Origin of the sequence: Roseovarius sp. E0-M6 (genome assembly GCF_037083845.1) — a bacterium.
Taxonomy (GTDB): Bacteria; Pseudomonadota; Alphaproteobacteria; order Rhodobacterales; family Rhodobacteraceae; genus Roseovarius.
This window is the reverse complement of sequence record NZ_JBAPLA010000008.1, coordinates 98,254-115,861: the sequence shown is the minus strand read 5'-3', so window position 1 is coordinate 115,861 and position 17,608 is coordinate 98,254. Positions and strand designations below refer to the sequence as shown.

The window sequence follows — 17,608 nt, the reverse complement described above, 5'->3', positions numbered from 1 at the left end:
TTTACCTTCCCCCGATCGCTCCGCTGATCCCAAAGGCTCTGGTTTTTGCTGCTGCGTTCAGTTTTCCGCGAAGATATTGCGCTCGACATCGGTCGCCTTGGCAAAGATTTCGTCCTCGATCGTGTCGATCTCGGGCCGATCTTCGGCCTGCGTCGAAGCCGTTTCTTCAAACTCGGTCCGCAGAAGCGCGATGGCCGCGTCCCGCGACATGATCTTTCTGTCCGACAACGCCGTCACAACCAGCGATGCTTCATCGTGTGCGCACGCGTCGCGCTCCGTCGTAGCCTCGGAAACCGGCAGTTGAAGACGCTCCTCAAGCGCGGGGAGGATGTCGGGCTGTCGGCCGATGATACACCCAATGAACCGGCCTGCCCCGGTATGAGACAGCAACAACGGCTGCTTTGGGATCGCCTCGGAGATACGGGCGCCGGTCGTCTGCAACAGCTGCAAGACATCTCTGCGTTCGGTCATCCGGTTGAACCGGGAAAAATTGTCGATCTCGACGCGGAAGACGCTGAACTGATAGTGACCCGACTGCATCCGCAACAGCCGGTTCTCAAGTTCATAGTAATCCAGCATGCTCGCAACATCCGGAAAGCAAAGGCGTTCTTCCGGGGTCATAGGACCGATGTCTGACCCGTAGGAGCTTAGCGCCAACAAGGCGCTGGTGCGGCGCCGTTCCTTTTTCGTCACCGCGACAAGTTGCATGGCCATTCTGATTCGGCCGACAAGCTCGGTCTCGTCCAGAGGTTTGCGAAGAAAGTCGGTCGCCCCAACCGCGAAAGCACGCTCCATCAGCGGCGCGGCCTTGGCAGACGTTATCATGATCATCGGCGCAACTCTGCAATCGACGCGTTGACGCAGGCGACTGCAAAGTTCGATGCCATCCATGCCGTCCAGCATGATATCCAGCAGGTAGCAGTCGAATGGGATCCGCTGCTCATCGACGATCTGCAATGCGTCTTCTGCCGATCGCGCCAGCGTCAGATCGGTCAAACCGCTCTCCGCCAAAACCGCGGTCGCGAGATCACAAAAAACCGGATCGTCATCTACGAGAAGCAGCCGCATGGTGACATTCTCCTTCACAGGATAAAGACTTCAGACCGTTCGAACACATCGTATAGCAATCAAATCTGGCGATTTTTTGGAGTGTTCCAGACACCGGAAAGGCGATATGAAGATGTGCAAGCCTTTGTTTTTATGCTTATTTACCTGCGCGCTCAATGATGCTGAAAAATCCGGCCAAATTCTCGTCACGTTTAAGGATCAAACAATGATGCCTGCGGTGAAATGGGGCCACTCACGCCGCGCCCAAAACGGGATTGCGCGGCCGGATCGCACCGATGCACTCCCTGCCACCTCCTGCCGTATCGTCCCATTGCAGCGCAGCATCCGACAGGGTCACGGACGGCATCTTCCTCGCGTGCTCGCAGCTAACCCCGAAACGCGGATACGTCACGCCACGAAAGCAGCCAAAGCCGATAGCACAAAAAGACGGAAAATGGTGCCCCCACACGGACTCGAACCGCGGACCTACTGATTACAAATCAGTTGCTCTACCAGCTGAGCTATAGGGGCGCCGGGCGCGGATTTAGCAGGCGCCGGGGGGGTTGGCAATCCCGCTTATGGCGTAATCAGCGTGATGCCGGGAATCCGCGCTATGGCAAAGATATCCTCGTCATAAGCCTCGCTCAATTCATCAACCATCGTCTCGGTCCAACCGGGCAAATCAAGTTCTTCTTCGATGGCCTCATCGTCGGCGAATTTGTCTAGGAAGGCCGCGATCACACGCCGGGCCTGAATCTCGGTCATGTTAGGATGGCTGTCCATGTAGGTCAGGAACCGTTTCATTCCCGCGGCGGTCATGATCTCACGCAGAAGAAGATACTCGCCATCCATGCGGATCGTCGGCTCGACTCCGGCCATTTCGCGCAGGAGTTCCGTCCAGATAAGCGGCGTGTCCTCGTTGCACCAGATGGTCGCTGGCACGTCGGGACAGCTTTGCCGCAGCCGCGCCACAAGCTCGGACCAGCGCATGTCATGCGGATCGCCTCCGCCCAGATATTCCGACACCGAATTGAACTTCGTCTCCTGCGCCATCGCCGGCAGAAAGCTCGCCGGATTGCGCAGCGCAAAGAAAAGCTCCAGATCGTCGCCGTCAAAGATGCGCTGAAGGATTTCCATGCGCTTGGGGGCGGCGGGATAAAACTGTCCGGTGGTCACTGCCATGCGCGGCGTGCCAAAGAAGCCATGGTTCGACAGGACGATCCGCTCCGGCTCGGCCCCGGGCTCGATACCCATTTGCTGCATGATGGTCGCCCGCGCGCCATCGGCGGGAATGCCGCTCGAGGCGGCTTCGTTGATCATGTCGCGCAGTTGCTTGCGATAGGTGCTGGGATGCGGAACAAGCGTGCCAAGCTCGGACAGCACCGGCTCATTGCCCATAAGGCATTTGAGGAGGCGCTCCTCGTCTGTCATGTGTGCGCCGGCGTGAATGATGACCTGCATGTGGTTCCTGCCGTCTTTCGGACCTGTCCCGGTCCCTTTGATCTGACCCAAGGCTACGCGCGGATCAAGGCCAAATCGTGGCCCTTCCCTGACCTCATGTTGCAGAATGCACGCGCGCCGGCCACCCCACCTTGAAGCTCACGCCAAAAACGTCACATTGGGATCAAATCCGAAGGACGCCTTCCCATGCCCTACGCCCATTCCGACAGTTCACCCCCGGTTCTGCACGCCCCGGCGCCCGACGTGGCCTCCCGCGCCAAGCTCGAGGGCGGCAAACGGTTCGAGATGGTGACCGAGTTTTCCGCCGCGGGCGATCAGCCGACAGCCATCACCGAACTGACCCAAGGCGTCACCGAGGGCGAGCGCGATCAGGTTCTTCTGGGCGCCACCGGCACGGGCAAGACATTTACCATGGCCCGCGTGATCGAGGAAACCCAGCGCCCCGCCATCATCCTTGCCCCCAACAAGACACTCGCGGCGCAGCTATACGGCGAATTCAAGGGGTTCTTCCCGAACAACGCCGTCGAATATTTCGTGAGCTACTACGACTATTATCAGCCCGAAGCCTATGTGCCGCGCAGCGACACCTATATCGAGAAGGAATCCCAGATCAACGAACAGATCGACCGGATGCGCCACTCGGCCACCCGGGCGCTTCTGGAACGCGACGACGTGATCATCGTGGCCTCGGTCTCGTGCATCTACGGCATCGGCTCGGTCGAGACCTACGGCGCGATGACACAGGATCTCAAGACCGGCTCCGACTATGATCAGCGCAAGGTGATGGCCGATCTCGTGGCCCAGCAATACAAGCGCAATGATCAGGCGTTTCAGCGTGGCTCGTTCCGTGTGCGCGGAGATTCACTCGAAATCTTCCCCGCCCACCTCGAAGACCGCGCGTGGCGGCTCTCGTTCTTCGGCGACGAACTGGAATCCATCACCGAATTCGATCCGCTCACCGGCGAAAAGACCGACACGTTCGACCATATCCGCCTCTATGCCAATTCGCACTACGTGACCCCCAAGCCGACGATGCAACAGGCCATCATCGGCATCAAGAAAGAGCTCCGCATCCGCCTTGATCAGCTCGTCGGCGAGGGTAAGCTGCTTGAGGCGCAGCGGCTCGAACAGCGCACGCAATTCGACCTCGAAATGCTCGAGGCGACCGGCGTCTGCAACGGCATCGAGAACTATTCACGCTACCTCACCGGCCGCGCCCCCGGAGAGCCGCCCCCCACCCTCTTTGAATTCATCCCCGACAACGCGATCGTCTTCGCCGACGAAAGCCACGTCTCGGTCCCGCAGATCGGCGGCATGTACAAGGGTGACTTCCGGCGCAAGATGACGCTCGCGGAACACGGCTTTCGCCTGCCCTCCTGCATGGACAACCGCCCGCTGAAGTTCGAGGAATGGGATGCCATGCGCCCGCAATCCGTCTTTGTCTCCGCCACCCCCGCGGCATGGGAGATGGAGCAGACCGGCGGCGTCTTCACCGAACAGGTGATCCGCCCCACCGGCCTCCTCGACCCGATGGTCGAAATCCGGCCGGTGGAAATGCAGGTCGATGACCTCCTGGACGAGGTGCGGCGGGTGGCCGCCGACGGGTTCCGCACCCTTGTCACCACGCTGACCAAGCGCATGGCCGAGGATCTGACCGAATACCTGCACGAACAGGGTATCCGCGTGCGCTACATGCATTCCGACATCGACACGATCGAGCGGATCGAGATCCTGCGCGACCTGCGCCTTGGCGCCTTCGACGTGCTCATCGGCATCAACCTCCTGCGCGAGGGGCTGGATATCCCCGAATGCGGGCTGGTGGCCATTCTCGATGCCGACAAGGAGGGCTTCCTGCGCTCGGAAACCTCGCTCATTCAGACCATCGGCCGCGCGGCGCGCAATTCCGAAGGCCGGGTCATCATGTATGCCGACCGCATCACCGGCTCGATGGAGCGCGCCATGGGCGAAACCGACCGGCGCCGCGCCAAGCAGATCGCCTATAACGAGGAACACGGCATCACACCTGCCACCATCAAGAAGAATGTCGAGGATATCCTCGCGGGGCTTTACAAGGGCGACGTGGACATGAACCGCGTCACCGCCCAGGTCGACAGCCCCACCGGCGGCAACCTTCAGGCCCATCTCGACGCACTGCGCACCGACATGCGCCGCGCCGCCGAGAACCTCGAGTTCGAAGAGGCCGCCCGCCTGCGCGACGAGGTCAAGCGGCTCGAGGCGGTGGACCTCGCCGTGGCGGACGATCCCCTTGCACGGCAGCAGGCGGTGGAGAAAGCTTCAGCCGAGGCGACAAAGGGGCGCGGGCGGTCAACGGCGGGACGACCGGGGCAGCGCGGGGGGAATGTGAAGCGGCGGGGGAGGTAGTTTTGATGCGTTCCGATTCTTTTGAGCGCGATCAATGGGCTTTAGACTTGGAAGAGCACCTTCTGCAAGGCGGTGCATCCTTTTCTGAATGGGCTACGCTTATGTCATATGAGGCCCACACCTGCTTTGTTGCAGGTGCCGACATATCAACTATCATTCTTTGCGCCAGCACGTGTGAGGCTTACCTTAAAACAGAGCAATCAGACTATGACGCTAAACTTTACATTTTAATCGAAAAATATGAACTTGACGACGAACTGAAAAACCGAATTCACAAGCTAAGAAAGTTACGAAACAGTTGGGTTCACTCGTTACAGGCAAACGGTCAAAAAGAAATTTCCTGTTACAGTGACGCTTACACACCTAGCTTAGAAAGAGACGCCAAATTTGCTTATGAAACAATGCTGATGCTTCTTTTTTCTAATCCTTTTGTGTAAACACGCAAAAGTTTTTGTTGCCCGATGCTAACTCCCAAGTTCTCAGGTTATCGAGTCTTAAAGGGCACCAACCGCGAATAGGCGATTAATGCAAAGCAAGCGTAGGGTGGGCAATCTGCCCACCATCGCCGGACACCAATGCAACCACGGTGGGCAATATTGCCCACCCTACTCTCCAAAATCACCGTTGATCTCATGTCCTGCCCATTCCGCCCCGGTCCGGCCCAGCCGGATATCCCGATGCAATGACGAATAAGCCAACGGTAGGGTGGGCAATCTGCCCACCACCGCCGGACACCAATGCAACCACGGTGGGCAATATTGCCCACCCTACTCTCCGAAATCACCGTTGATCTCTTGACCTGCCCATTCCGCCCCGGCCCGGCCCAGCCGGATATCCCGATGCAGTGACGAATAAGGCCAATCCACTGCGCGCGCCACCAGCCCGTGCTTCACCGGATTGCCCCAGCAATAGGCAATATGATTGTGGTAATCCGCCTCGTCGCGGATCACATGCTCCCAAAACCTGCGCTGCCACAGACCGCATTCCCGCTTCCCGCGTTTGCTCGGCGATCGCGGCATGTGCCGCCCGATGCGATGCGAGAAACGCGCCTTGATACGGCGCCAACGCTCGGGGAAATCCGAGTCTCCCGGTGGCAAGGTCCAAACCGCGTGCAAATGATCGGGCAGGACAACCATCGCGTCGCATGTGATCGGAGCTTCCCGCGCTGTTGCGACATAAGCCGCGCGCAGGTCATCTATCCGATCCGTCAACAACGCCAGCCGTGGGTCAGACAGCTTCACTGTGAAAAAATAAGTCGCGCCCGGAACGCGCGCCCTGACATAATTCGGCATGGGTCAAACTTGACCGTTCCAAGGTTAACATCGCGTTACCATCCGTAGGGTGGGCAATCTGCCCACCGTCTTTGCGTTGGTGTTGCGGGCGGTGGGCAGATTGCCCACCCTACGCGCCCTGACCAACCGCGCGCCATTCTGCACGCCATACGAAACCGCAACTCTCCGCTTTCGCCCGAGGTCTGGCTGCCCCACCGCACGCTCCCTTCACGCATCGCCCGACTCACAGTTCACATACATGATGCGGACGCGATACCGACGTGATACCGACGTTGTGTTCAGACCGTTAACCTTTGGTCCTTACCCATGCGCGCCCTCATTCAACGGGTCACCGACGCCCGGGTTACCGTCGGAAACGATATCGTCGGTGAAACCGGTCCCGGCCTGCTCATCCTCGTCTGTGCCATGCAGAACGACACCGAACACGAGGCGCGCAAGCTCGCTACGAAAATCTCCAAGCTACGGATTTTAAAGGATGAGTCTGGCCGCATGAACCGCTCGATCCTTGATGCGGACACGCCTTCGGCTCTCGTCGTCAGCCAGTTCACGCTCGCCGCCGATACGCGCAGCGGCAACCGGCCCGGCTTCTCCGCCGCCGCCCCGCCCGACGAAGGGCGGCGCCTTTACGAATATTTCACCGATTGCCTCTATGACCTTGGCGTGCCCGCGCAAACCGGTGAATTCGGCGCCGACATGGCCGTCACGCTCACCAATGACGGTCCGGTCACGATCTGGCTCGACACCGATCAGTCGTAGCCAAGCCGCGTTCGCATGAACGCCAGCGCAACCTGAAGACCATCCGGCGCGATCCCGTGCGCGGTGCCTTTCATGACATGCGCATAGACATCCTTCCATCCGGCCCCTTGCAACGTCTCCGCCGCCTCGGGCAGGGATTGCGGCGGCACCACGTCGTCCTGATCGCCATGCACCAAAAGGATCGGCGGTCGCACGACCACCTCGTCCTTCAGCAGGTCAGGCCGCAACAAGCGCCCGGAAAATGCAACGATTCCAGCGACATCATCCTCACGACGCGGCGCCACCTGCAACGCCATCATGGTGCCTTGACTGAACCCGAACAAAAGCACCTGCTCGGGTAGCACATCCTCGTCGACCATCAGCGCGTCAAGAAAAGCGTTCAGGTCATCCGACGCGGCCATCAGCCCGCGTTCGGCCTCCTCCTCGCTCGAGCCGTCGATCCACGGGATCGGAAACCATTGATAGCCGGTGGGCATCATCGGGATCGTCTCGGGCGCATCCGGCGCCACGAAAAGCGTATCCGGCATATGCTCGCCCAACACATCGGCCAGCCCCAAAAGGTCCGCGCCATTCGCGCCATAGCCATGCAGAAACACAACGACCGAGCGCGTGGTCCCCGACTGAGGCTCTCTGCGCCCCGCTTCCAATACCCGCGTCATCTGATCCCTTCCCTTTGTTTTTCAAGCCTGTAGTAGGCCCACAGGATGCGCGCCGCAACCGATCTCCACGGTCGCCACGCCTGTGCCATGTCGCGCATCTGCCGTTCCTTTGGCCGCTCGGGCAGGTCATAAAGCATCCGCGCCGCTTCCTGCAACGCAAGGTCACCATGGGCGAACACATCGGCCCGACCAAGGCTGAACATCGCATAGATTTCGGCGGTCCACGGCCCGACCCCGGGCACCTCGACGAGGCGCGCGATCACCGTCTCCGACGGCATCTCGCCCAGGCTGTCAAAGTCGATCTCGGCGGCGGCCAATGCCTTGGAATAAGTCATCTTCTGCCGGCTTAGCCCAATCGCACGAAGCGTCTCGTCATCGGCCTGCATGACCGCATCGGGCGTGGTCAGACTGGCGGCCTCCATCCGCGCCCAGATCGCCGACGCCGACGCGACCGAGACCTGTTGACTCACAATCGCGCTCAGCAGTTGGGAAAACCCCTCGGGCTTGCGTCTGAGCGGCAAGGGTCCCACCAAGGCGCGCGCCTCGGCCATGCGCGGGCAGATGCCGGCCAAGGCCTCAGCCCCCTTCTCGACATCGGCGGGCGTCACGATGATCGCCTCGCTCATAGGCTCGCCACCCAATCCAGCGCCGCCTCGATGTTCTGCACATAATATCCGCCGGGCCGTTCTGGCCGCGATAGCATCGCCACCCGTATGCCTTCCTCACGCGCCGCAATCAGCTTCGCGCGCGGCCCCTCGCCCCCCGCATTCCGCACGATGAGCCAATCCACGCCAAGCCTGCGGAAAAGCGCCCGCTCCTGCGCCACGGTAAAGGGCGCTCTGCCGGGAAGGAACTCTCCGTTCGCAAAGGGAAATGTCTCATCCGTCGGCGCCAGCACACGACAGATCACCCGGCAGGACCGAAGCCCTTCGAACCGCGCGAGCGCGTCCCGCCCGGTGGCAAGAAACACCGTCGCGCCGGGCGTGATATGGTCCGCGGCGTCCTCTTCACGGTCAAGCAAGGTCCAAAGATCGCCCGGTTCGGCGGTCCAAGGTGGCCGCTCAACCCGGCAATAGGGCACCCCCAACTCATGACAAAGCCGCACGGTGCGCCCGGTGATCCGTGCCGCGAACGGATGCGTCACATCCAACACCCCGGTAATCCCCCGGGCCGCCACGAAATCACGAAACCCCGCTGCGCCACCGAACCCGCCGACCCTGACAGGCAGGCCCGCATCAGACGCCCGCGCATCGTCGCGCGCCAACGACAGAATACAGTCCCGTCCTTGCGCCGCCAAGGCACGGGCCAGAGGCCACGTCTCGCCCGCACCACCAAGCAAAAGCAGGGTCATGACCCGCTCCGATGCCGGGGGCAAGCACCCTCTCCGCGCTGGTATGTCATGATGTGTCCAGTCATCTCGGACCGGACTATAGGGCGGCCGTCGCGGACCGCCAACGCCGTTTTCCCCGGACACTCTTGCGGGCCTCCCGAAACGGGCGTAGCAGTGCGCACATGACCGACACCGCCCTCCTCCCAGTCGACACCCGCACGCGCCGAAACGTGACGATTCTGGTGTTGGCACAGGCCATTCTGGGGGCGCAGATGGCGATGGTGTTCGTCGTCGGCGGTCTGGCCGGTCAATCGCTGGCCAGCAACGTCTGTTTTGCCACGCTCCCGATCTCGCTCATCGTTCTGGGCTCGATGCTCACGGCAAGCCCGCTGGCGTGGTTCATGCAACGGTTCGGGCGACGCGCGGGCTTTGTCCTTGGGGCGATGGCGGGGGCCATGGGCGCTGGCGTGTCGGCCTACGGGCTGTATCTGGCGTCCTTCCCGCTCTTTCTACTGGGGAGCCTGATCACCGGTATCTACATGTCCACACAGGGGTTTTACCGCTTCGCCGCCACCGATACCGCCAGCGATGATTTCCGCCCCAAGGCAATTTCCTACGTTCTCGCCGGCGGCTTGGCGAGCGCGATCATCGGCCCACAGCTTGTCAAGGTCACCAGTCAGGCAATGGTGATCCCCTTTCTCGGTACCTATTTCGCGGTGATCGCGATCAATATTCTGGGCTCGTTCCTGTTTCTCTTTCTCGACATTCCCAAACCCCCGATCCCGTCCGAAGACGCACCTCGCGGGCGCTCCCGCTGGGAGTTGATCACGACACCGCGCATCGCCGTGGCGGTGATCTGCGCCATGGTCTCCTACGCGCTGATGAACCTTGTGATGACCTCGACACCCCTTGCCGTCGTCGGCTGCGGGTTTACCGAGGGCGACGCCGCCGACATCGTCACAGGCCATGTGCTCGCGATGTTCGCACCGTCGTTCTTTACCGGCCACCTGATCGCGCGTTTCGGGGTCGAAAAGATCGTCGGCACCGGCCTCGTGATCCTTGCCGCTGCCGGCGCCGTGGCGCTTCAGGGCGTGGATATCTCGAATTTCTTCATCGCGCTCGTGCTTCTGGGCATCGGCTGGAACTTCGGCTTCATCGGTGCGACGACCATGCTCGCCGGGGCGCACGAACCGCATGAGCGCGGACGCATGCAGGGCCTCAACGATCTACTGGTTTTTGGCGGCGTGACCGTGGCCTCGCTCGCCTCGGGCGGGCTGATGAACTGCTCCGGCGGCACCGCTCAGGCAGGCTGGGCGTCGGTGAACCTTGCCATGGCGCCGTTCCTCGCCCTCGCTGGCGGCGCGCTTATCTGGCTGGTGATGCGCCCGAAAGACGCCTGACGGGCCTCATTCGCCCAGCTTGGCATGCACCTCGTCAAGGTCGATCTCACTGATCGGCATCTTGTTCGACGGGTCCGCGACATCGTATTTGAAAAGCTCGAAATCGCGCTTGTATATCTCATAGACAAGATGCATCGACAGGTCGTCGAAATAATCTTCGACCGGATGCGCGCGCTTGGGGCCGTGCCCTTCGCTCTCGTTGAAACGCGGAATCGCCTTGAGGTCCACCGTCTCGGGCGTCTTGACCGTCTTGAGCACATCGGCCATCCCGTCATTGAACTGCTCGGTCCAGAAAATCTTGTCGTAGGTTCCGCCGTTCACGATGAAGGTCGAGACATGGCCCGCCTGCGCGGACCAGTGGATGTCGGGCTCCATCGGGCGGCGCCAGCGAATCGTGTCGCGGGCGAACAGCAGGAAACGGCGAAAGCTCTTGACCTGATCGAACTCCTGTTTACCGTCCTCGCCCCCCACTTCGATGCCATATTTCTGGGTCAGAAGCGGCACCAGCTTGCCGCGATAGCGTTTCCCGTTGCGCTGAATGCCGCAAATCTTGTCAAAAAACGAGCTCAGGATGCGGGTGTAGGGATTGCGCACACAGGTAAAGGCATACGAGGCATGCGAGGTCACGTTCTGCGTGATCAGGGGCTGACTTTCATCAAGCGCCCATTTGTGCAAACCACCCTTGGCATCATGAATATCACCGTCGAAAAACTCACCATGATCCGAATAATACATGATCTGACCAATGGTCGAGCATGCGCATTTCGGGACCACCCGATACACCAGGCTTTCGCTTTCCGTCATCCATGTTCCGGGAAACCCCATGCCACTGTCTCCAACCTCATGCGTGGCCCATTCGGGCTTGCCGCGCTGTTCTGAACCAAAAAAACCTAATAAAGCCTGTTTATTCAACGCTTATTCAGCACTATCAATGTAAACAATCCCACAAACAAGGGCTAGTCTGTTTCCTGAATGGCAAAAATCGCTTATATCCTTTTGTGTCACAAGGACCCCGAGGCCATTATCGGACAGGCCGAGATGCTGACCGCTGCGGGCGATTGCATCGCGATTCATTTCGATGCCCGGGCCAAACCCGAGGCGTTCGCGCAAATCCGCAAGGCGCTGGCCGACAATCCCAACGTGACCTTCGCGCGCAAACGGGTCAAGTGCGGCTGGGGGGAATGGTCGCTCGTGCAGGCCACGCTTTATGCGATCGAGGCCGCGGTCGAGGCGTTTCCACGGGCCACGCATTTCTACATGCTTTCCGGCGATTGCGCCGCGATCAAATCGGCGCGCTATGCCCATGAATTTCTCGACGCCGAAGATGTGGACTATATCGAAAGCTTCGATTTCTTCGACAGCGACTGGATCAAGACCGGCATCAAGGAAGAGCGGCTGATCTATCGCCATTGGTTCAACGAACGTAATCGCAAATGGCTCTTTTATGCCTCGATGAACCTGCAACGCCGCCTGCGCCTCTCCCGGCCCATCCCCAAGGACATACAGGTCCAGATCGGGAGCCAGTGGTGGTGCCTGCGCCGCCGCACGATCGAATGGATCCTCGACCTCACCCGCCAACGCCGGGATGTCATGCGGTTTTTCCGCACCACGTGGATTCCCGACGAAACCTTTTTTCAGACCCTCGTGCGCCATCTCGTGCCCAACAGCGAAATCAGGGCACGGACACTCACCTTTCTGATGTTCACCGATTACGGGATGCCGCAAACCTTCTACAACGACCAGTACGACCTTCTGCTCAGTCAGGATTTTCTTTTTGCGCGCAAGATCAGCCCCGAGGCCGTGACCCTCAAGCAACGGCTCGGCGCGCTTTACTCCGACGACACCGCCACCTTTCAGATATCCAACGAAGGCCGGTCGCTTTTCAAGTTTCTCACCGGGCGCGGCCGCATCGGACGCCGCTTTGCCATGCGCTTCTGGGAAACCGAAAGCACACTCGGCCGCGAACGCGAACTGATGATCGTGATCTGCAAGAAATGGCACGTGGCCAAACGGCTTCTTGACCGGATCAGGCAAGTCACCAACATGCCCGCCATCGAATATCTCTTCAACGAAGAGGGCACCCCCCTGCCCGATCTCGGCGGCATTCAATCCACCATGGAAAAACGGCACCGCCATCGCCGCGCCCTGATGCGGATGCTTTTCGACTATTATGAAACCGATCAGTTGATCGTCTGCATGGACCCGTCGAGCCTTGATCTGATCCAGGACTTCAGCGGCGACCGCTCGGTCACGCGCCTGCTCGAGGTTCAGTGCGTTTTCACCGATGAATACCTGATCGGCCACGCCATGCGCGTGGGCCTTGCCGGGGAGCAAACTCCACCCGAAACGCTGGAGCGGCTCTTGCCGACGATCCGCTCGGACATGACCTTTGAAAGCGACCGGATCAGGGACGCGGGGTTCGAGAACCATTTCACCATGCGCGAATCCGACACCCCCGAGGAGAACGCCGCCAAGATCGGCCGCTTCCTTGACATTCCCTCCGACAAGGCCATTGAAATAGCGCGCACCGATTATCTTTTTGCCGATTGAGGGCTGCCATGGGCTATGAGTATGACGACCAGAACATTTTCGCCAAGATACTGCGCGGCGAAATTCCAAATGAAACCCGACTCGAGACCGAGCATACGCTGGCCTTCAACGATATCGACCCCAAGGCGCCCGTTCACGTGCTGATCATCCCCAAGGGGCCTTATGTCTGCTACGATCACTTCGCCTCGCTCGCGACCGAGGCCGAGATCGTGGATTTCACCCGCTCCGTGGCGGATGTCTGCCGCATGACGGGCGTCGCCCCCGGCTCTGGCGGCGAAGGATATCGCGCCATCGCCAATGCCGGTGATCACGGCGTGCAGGAAGTGCCACACTATCACCTGCACATCATGGGCGGGCGTGGCATGGGCCCGATGATCTCGCGGCAGGGCTGAAACGGCGGCGCCCACGCCGACCCCGGCGGGCGCCACAACATTCATCTTTCTTCAAATACTCTCGCCGAAGGCCAGAAAAATTCACCCGAATTTTTCTTTCTGTCGAAACCGCTCTGCAATTTCACGGGGCGGCAGGTGTATGGCTCACCCGGCCCCCTCCACCGGGTCGGTCCTCGCCCGCGTCAGCGACAGGAACACCTCCTCGAGATCGGCCTCGCGGGTGCGCACGTCACGGATCGTGATGCCCGCATTCCGCACCGCATCAAGCACGGCTCCAGCCGGCGTCTGCGTCAGGTTGTAATTGATCATCAATGTCCCGTCCGCGCGCATCTCGACGGCAAGGCCCGGGGCCTCCGGCAGGCGCTCTGGCGGGGTGTCGGGCGTCACGATCATCGTCTTGCTGTCGAGCCGGCCCAGCAGGTTCGCCGTGCTGTCCCGCGCCACGAGCGCGCCATGGTTGATGATCGCGATCTCGTCGCACATCTCCTCGGCCTCTTCGAGGTAATGTGTGGTCAGGATGATCGTCATCCCCTCACGGTTGAGCCTGCGCACATTCTGCCACAACATCTGCCGAAGTTCGATATCCACACCCGCGGTCGGCTCATCAAGGACAAGAATATGCGGATGATGCACCAGCGCCTTGGCCAGCAGCAACCTGCGCCGCATCCCGCCCGACAGCGTCCGTGCATAGGCATTCGCCTTGTCCTCAAGCCCCACAAGCGCCAGAATTTCGTCGCTGCGCCGCTCCCGGCGCGGCACGCCGTAAAGACCCGCCTGAACCTCCAGCGCGGCACGCGGCGCAAAGAACGGATCAAGGTTCAATTCCTGCGGCATGACCCCGATCGCCGCCCGGCTCTGACGTGGGTTCGCGTCCTGATCGAAGCCCCAGATATTGACCTGCCCGGCGGTCTTGACCACGAGCCCGGCCAGAATGTTGATCAGCGTCGACTTGCCCGCCCCGTTGGGCCCCAGAAGACCAAAGACCGACCCTTGTGGGATATCAAGGTCAATGCCCTTGAGCGCCTCGGTCACCGGCGACTTGCCCTCGCGCCCATAGATCTTGCGCAAGTTGCGGATTTCTATGGCGTTGCCTGTCATAGCCCTCTTGCTCCTGTCTGCCCGATCGCCCATATTCGCGGATACGTGATACACTGCCAAAAGGAAATGCCCGATGGTCACAGCCGCGCCGGAAACAAAAGTCGTAGACAGCTATCGCGTCGCCTGCGACGGCGGTGAGGGGGCCTTGGGCCACCCGCGCGTGTGGCTGCAAATCCCGCGCGAGCAAGGCTGGGTCGAATGCCCTTATTGCGATGCCAAGCTGATACACCGGGATTTCGAAGGCAAAGTGTGATTGCGGCCCCGGCCGTCGGAGCGCACGACCCCGCACTGCCGGGGGCCAGCCCCCGGACCCCCGGGATATTTTTCGCAAGAAGAAACACTGGAAGCCCGGCCAGCGGCGTGAGATACCTGCGCGGCAGTTGACCGCCTGAAGGAGAATCCCCGCCATGAGCACGCAATTCGGCAAGGGTCATCACCTGCATCTCATTGACGGCTCGGCCTTCATCTTCCGCGCCTATCACGCGCTGCCGCCGCTCTCGCGGAAATCCGACGGTCTCCCGATCGGGGCGGTCGCGGGCTTTTGCAACATGCTGCAACGCTATGTCGAGGGAAACAACGGCCATGACGCGCCAACCCATGTGGCGGTGATCTTTGACAAGGGCAGCCATACGTTTCGCAATGATCTCTATGACGCCTACAAGGCCAATCGCGAGGCGATGCCAGAGGATCTGCGCCCGCAGATTCCACTCACCCGCGACGCCACCCGCGCCTTCAACATCGCCTGCGAGGAGATCGAGGGCTATGAGGCCGATGACATCATCGCGACGCTCTCGTGCAAGGCGCGCGATTTGGGTGGTCGGGTGACGATCATCAGCTCCGACAAGGATTTGATGCAGCTTGTCGGCGGCGGTGTCGAAATGCTGGATGCGATGAAAAACCGCCGCATCGATGCCGAAGGCGTCGAAGAGAAATTCGGTGTCGGCCCGGACCGCGTGGTCGACGTGCAGGCGCTGGCTGGCGACAGTGTGGATAACGTGCCCGGCGCGCCCGGCATCGGGATCAAGACGGCGGCGCTTTTGATCAATGAGTTCGGCTCGCTCGAAGAGCTTCTGAACCGCGCCGAAGAGATCAAGCAGCCCAAACGCCGCGAAACGCTCATCGAAAAGCGCGAACAGATCGAATTGTCGAAACGGCTTGTTCAGCTTGATTGCAACACCCCCCTCGACTTCAGCCTCGATGATCTCGAGGTGCGCGACCCTGATCCCGAGACACTCCTCGGGTTTCTGGCCGAGATGGAGTTTCGCACGCTCTCGAAACGGATCGCGGAGGCACTCGGCACCGAGGCGCCCGTCATTCCCGAACCATCGGTCGAGCCCAACGAAGAGGCCGCGCCGGACTGGCCCGCGATGGATCCGGACGCCTATGAACGGATTTCGGACATGGACGCGCTTCGGGCGTGGATCGATCAGATCAATGCTCAAGGCCATGTCGCCATCGACACCGAAACCACCTCGCTCAATGAAATGCAGGCCGAGCTTGTCGGTATCTCGCTTGCCACTGTGCCCGGAACCGCCTGCTACATCCCGCTGACTCACCGCGACGGGGCGTCGGACGATCTTTTCGGCTCGGACGCGCTGGCCGAAGGACAGCTTTTGCGCGACGAGGTGCTGACCGCGCTCAAACCCCTTCTTGAAGATGCCAGCATCCTCAAGATCGGGCAGAACATGAAATACGACGCCAAGATTTTTGCAGCCCACGATATCACCGTTGCGCCGATCGATGATACGATGCTGATGTCCTACGCGCTCAATTCCGGGGTGCATAACCACGGGATGGACACCCTGTCGGAACGCTATCTCGCGAATACGCCCATCCCGATCAAGACGTTGCTGGGATCGGGAAAATCAGCGATCACGTTCGACAAGGTCAAGGTCGACGAAGCGGTAAAATATGCCGCCGAAGACGCCGATATCACTCTGCGCCTGTGGCATCTTTTCAAGCCGCGCCTGCATGTGGAACATGTCACCGCCGTTTATGAAACGCTCGAGCGGCCGCTGGTGCCGGTGCTGGCGCGGATGGAACGGCACGGGATCATGGTGGATCGCAACACGCTAAGCCGCATGTCCGCCAAATTCGCTCAGAAGATGGCCGCACTCGAGGCGGAAATCCACGAATTGGCGGGCCGGAGCTTCAACGTAGGCAGCCCCAAGCAACTGGGCGAGATCCTCTTTGACGAAATGGCACTCGAGGGGGGTAAGCGCGGCAAGACAGGCGCCTATGCCACCGGCGCCGACGTGCTCGAGGATCTTGCGACACTGCATGAGCTGCCCGCGCGGGTGCTCGACTGGCGTCAACTGAGCAAGTTGAAATCGACCTATACCGACGCGCTTCAGGATCACATCGACCCTGACACGGGCCGGGTGCACACCTCTTATCTTCAAACCGGGGCCTCAACCGGGCGGCTGGCCTCGACCGATCCCAACCTGCAAAATATCCCCGTGCGCACCGAGGAAGGCCGCCGCATCCGCGAGGCTTTCGTCGCGCCGGAGGGCCACAAGCTTGTCTCGCTCGACTACTCCCAGATCGAGCTGCGCATCCTTGCGCATGTGGCCGGGATCGACGCGCTCAAACAGGCGTTCCGCGACGGTCAGGACATTCACGCCATGACAGCAAGCGAGATGTTCGACGTCGAGATGGACGACATGACCCCCGAAATCCGCCGCCGGGCCAAGGCGATCAACTTCGGGGTGATCTATGGCATCTCGGGCTTTGGCCTTGCGCGGAACCTGCGCATACCCCGCTCAGACGCTCAGGCGTTCATCGACCGCTATTTCGAGCGTTTTCCCGGCATCAAGGGCTACATGGACGAAACCGTCGCCTTCGCCAAGGAGCACGGCTTTGTCCAGACCCTGTTCGGCCGCAAGATCCATACCCCCGAAATATCGGCCAAGGGACCGCGCGCCGGCTTTGCCCGCCGCGCCGCGATCAACGCACCGATTCAGGGAAGCGCCGCCGACATTATTCGCCGCGCCATGATCCGCATCCCCGATGCCATTCACGACTTGCCCTGCAAAATGCTGTTGCAGGTGCATGACGAACTTCTGTTCGAGGTCGAAGAGAGCGCTGTCGACGATGTGATCACCGCCGCGCGCGACGTGATGGAAGGCGCGGCACAGCCTTTGGTCAAGCTTGACGTGCCGCTCACCGTCGACGCCGGGCAAGGGGCCAATTGGGCCGAAGCGCACTGATCGCACGGCACCACCCGCCAGCCATGTCCCTC

General features: G+C 60.7%; 16 protein-coding genes and 1 tRNA gene. 8 read left to right on the top strand and 9 right to left on the bottom strand.

The window, feature by feature from the left end:
* Positions 1–57: 57 nt before the first annotated feature.
* The 3 genes from V8359_RS17055 to V8359_RS17045 all read right to left on the bottom strand — a co-directional run bounded on the left by V8359_RS17055 (position 58) and on the right by V8359_RS17045 (position 2,478).
* A complete protein-coding gene (locus V8359_RS17055; protein ID WP_336430295.1) occupies positions 58–1,068 on the bottom strand; it encodes a response regulator in 1,011 nt (336 codons plus the stop codon).
* 434 nt (positions 1,069–1,502) lie between these two features.
* Positions 1,503–1,578, bottom strand: a tRNA-Thr gene (locus V8359_RS17050).
* A gap of 45 nt (positions 1,579–1,623) precedes the next feature.
* Positions 1,624–2,478 carry a hypothetical protein gene (locus V8359_RS17045; RefSeq protein WP_336430294.1) on the bottom strand — a complete coding sequence of 285 codons (855 nt, stop codon included), beginning with the start codon at positions 2,476–2,478 and terminating at the stop codon, positions 1,624–1,626.
* A gap of 216 nt (positions 2,479–2,694) precedes the next feature.
* Here V8359_RS17045 and uvrB point away from each other — a divergent pair, with 216 nt between their 5' ends.
* Positions 2,695–4,890 carry an excinuclease ABC subunit UvrB gene (uvrB, locus tag V8359_RS17040; protein ID WP_336430293.1) on the top strand — a complete coding sequence of 732 codons (2,196 nt, stop codon included), beginning with the start codon at positions 2,695–2,697 and terminating at the stop codon, positions 4,888–4,890.
* 5 nt (positions 4,891–4,895) lie between these two features.
* Complete coding sequence (locus tag V8359_RS17035; RefSeq protein WP_336430292.1) at positions 4,896–5,327, top strand: hypothetical protein; 432 nt, start codon at positions 4,896–4,898, stop codon at positions 5,325–5,327.
* A 330-nt stretch (positions 5,328–5,657) separates the two neighbouring features.
* On the opposite strand, the gene V8359_RS17030 is transcribed toward V8359_RS17035, so the two are convergent.
* Positions 5,658–6,182, bottom strand: a complete 525-nt coding sequence (locus tag V8359_RS17030; protein WP_442970396.1) for an REP-associated tyrosine transposase — start codon at positions 6,180–6,182, stop codon at positions 5,658–5,660.
* A 306-nt stretch (positions 6,183–6,488) separates the two neighbouring features.
* Here V8359_RS17030 and dtd point away from each other — a divergent pair, with 306 nt between their 5' ends.
* Complete coding sequence (gene dtd / locus V8359_RS17025) at positions 6,489–6,938, top strand: D-aminoacyl-tRNA deacylase (protein ID WP_336430290.1); 450 nt, start codon at positions 6,489–6,491, stop codon at positions 6,936–6,938.
* On the opposite strand, the gene V8359_RS17020 is transcribed toward dtd, so the two are convergent.
* Genes V8359_RS17020 through V8359_RS17010 form a run of 3 tightly spaced genes read right to left on the bottom strand, consistent with a single transcriptional unit; the run spans position 6,929 to position 8,948 of the window.
* Complete coding sequence (locus V8359_RS17020; RefSeq protein ID WP_336430289.1) at positions 6,929–7,597, bottom strand: alpha/beta hydrolase; 669 nt, start codon at positions 7,595–7,597, stop codon at positions 6,929–6,931. The genes dtd and V8359_RS17020 overlap by 10 nt on opposite strands.
* Positions 7,594–8,223: a DNA-3-methyladenine glycosylase family protein gene (locus tag V8359_RS17015; RefSeq protein WP_336430288.1), complete on the bottom strand. Its 630-nt coding sequence runs from the start codon at positions 8,221–8,223 to the stop codon at positions 7,594–7,596. The genes V8359_RS17020 and V8359_RS17015 overlap by 4 nt, the downstream gene beginning before the upstream one ends.
* Positions 8,220–8,948 carry a precorrin-6A/cobalt-precorrin-6A reductase gene (locus V8359_RS17010; protein WP_336430287.1) on the bottom strand — a complete coding sequence of 243 codons (729 nt, stop codon included), beginning with the start codon at positions 8,946–8,948 and terminating at the stop codon, positions 8,220–8,222. The genes V8359_RS17015 and V8359_RS17010 overlap by 4 nt, the downstream gene beginning before the upstream one ends.
* Positions 8,949–9,109: 161 nt before the next feature.
* On the opposite strand from V8359_RS17010, the gene V8359_RS17005 reads away from it, so the two are divergent.
* A complete protein-coding gene (locus V8359_RS17005) occupies positions 9,110–10,327 on the top strand; it encodes an MFS transporter (RefSeq protein ID WP_336430286.1) in 1,218 nt (405 codons plus the stop codon).
* A gap of 6 nt (positions 10,328–10,333) precedes the next feature.
* Here the strand turns inward: V8359_RS17005 and V8359_RS17000 are convergent, their stop codons facing one another.
* Complete coding sequence (locus V8359_RS17000) at positions 10,334–11,152, bottom strand: sulfotransferase family protein (RefSeq protein ID WP_336430285.1); 819 nt, start codon at positions 11,150–11,152, stop codon at positions 10,334–10,336.
* 147 nt (positions 11,153–11,299) lie between these two features.
* Between V8359_RS17000 and V8359_RS16995 the strand changes: the two genes are divergently transcribed.
* Positions 11,300–12,877: a DUF5928 domain-containing protein gene (locus tag V8359_RS16995; RefSeq protein WP_336430284.1), complete on the top strand. Its 1,578-nt coding sequence runs from the start codon at positions 11,300–11,302 to the stop codon at positions 12,875–12,877.
* An 8-nt stretch (positions 12,878–12,885) separates the two neighbouring features.
* Positions 12,886–13,269, top strand: a complete 384-nt coding sequence (locus V8359_RS16990) for an HIT domain-containing protein (protein WP_336430283.1) — start codon at positions 12,886–12,888, stop codon at positions 13,267–13,269.
* A 144-nt stretch (positions 13,270–13,413) separates the two neighbouring features.
* On the opposite strand, the gene V8359_RS16985 is transcribed toward V8359_RS16990, so the two are convergent.
* A complete protein-coding gene (locus V8359_RS16985) occupies positions 13,414–14,367 on the bottom strand; it encodes an ABC transporter ATP-binding protein (protein WP_336430282.1) in 954 nt (317 codons plus the stop codon).
* A gap of 73 nt (positions 14,368–14,440) precedes the next feature.
* Here V8359_RS16985 and V8359_RS16980 point away from each other — a divergent pair, with 73 nt between their 5' ends.
* The gene (locus V8359_RS16980) at positions 14,441–14,620 is read left to right on the top strand and encodes a zinc-finger domain-containing protein (RefSeq protein WP_336430281.1); all 180 of its coding nucleotides are present in this window, start codon (positions 14,441–14,443) and stop codon (positions 14,618–14,620) included.
* A gap of 154 nt (positions 14,621–14,774) precedes the next feature.
* Complete coding sequence (gene polA, locus V8359_RS16975) at positions 14,775–17,576, top strand: DNA polymerase I (protein WP_336430280.1); 2,802 nt, start codon at positions 14,775–14,777, stop codon at positions 17,574–17,576.
* Positions 17,577–17,608 lie beyond the last annotated feature (32 nt).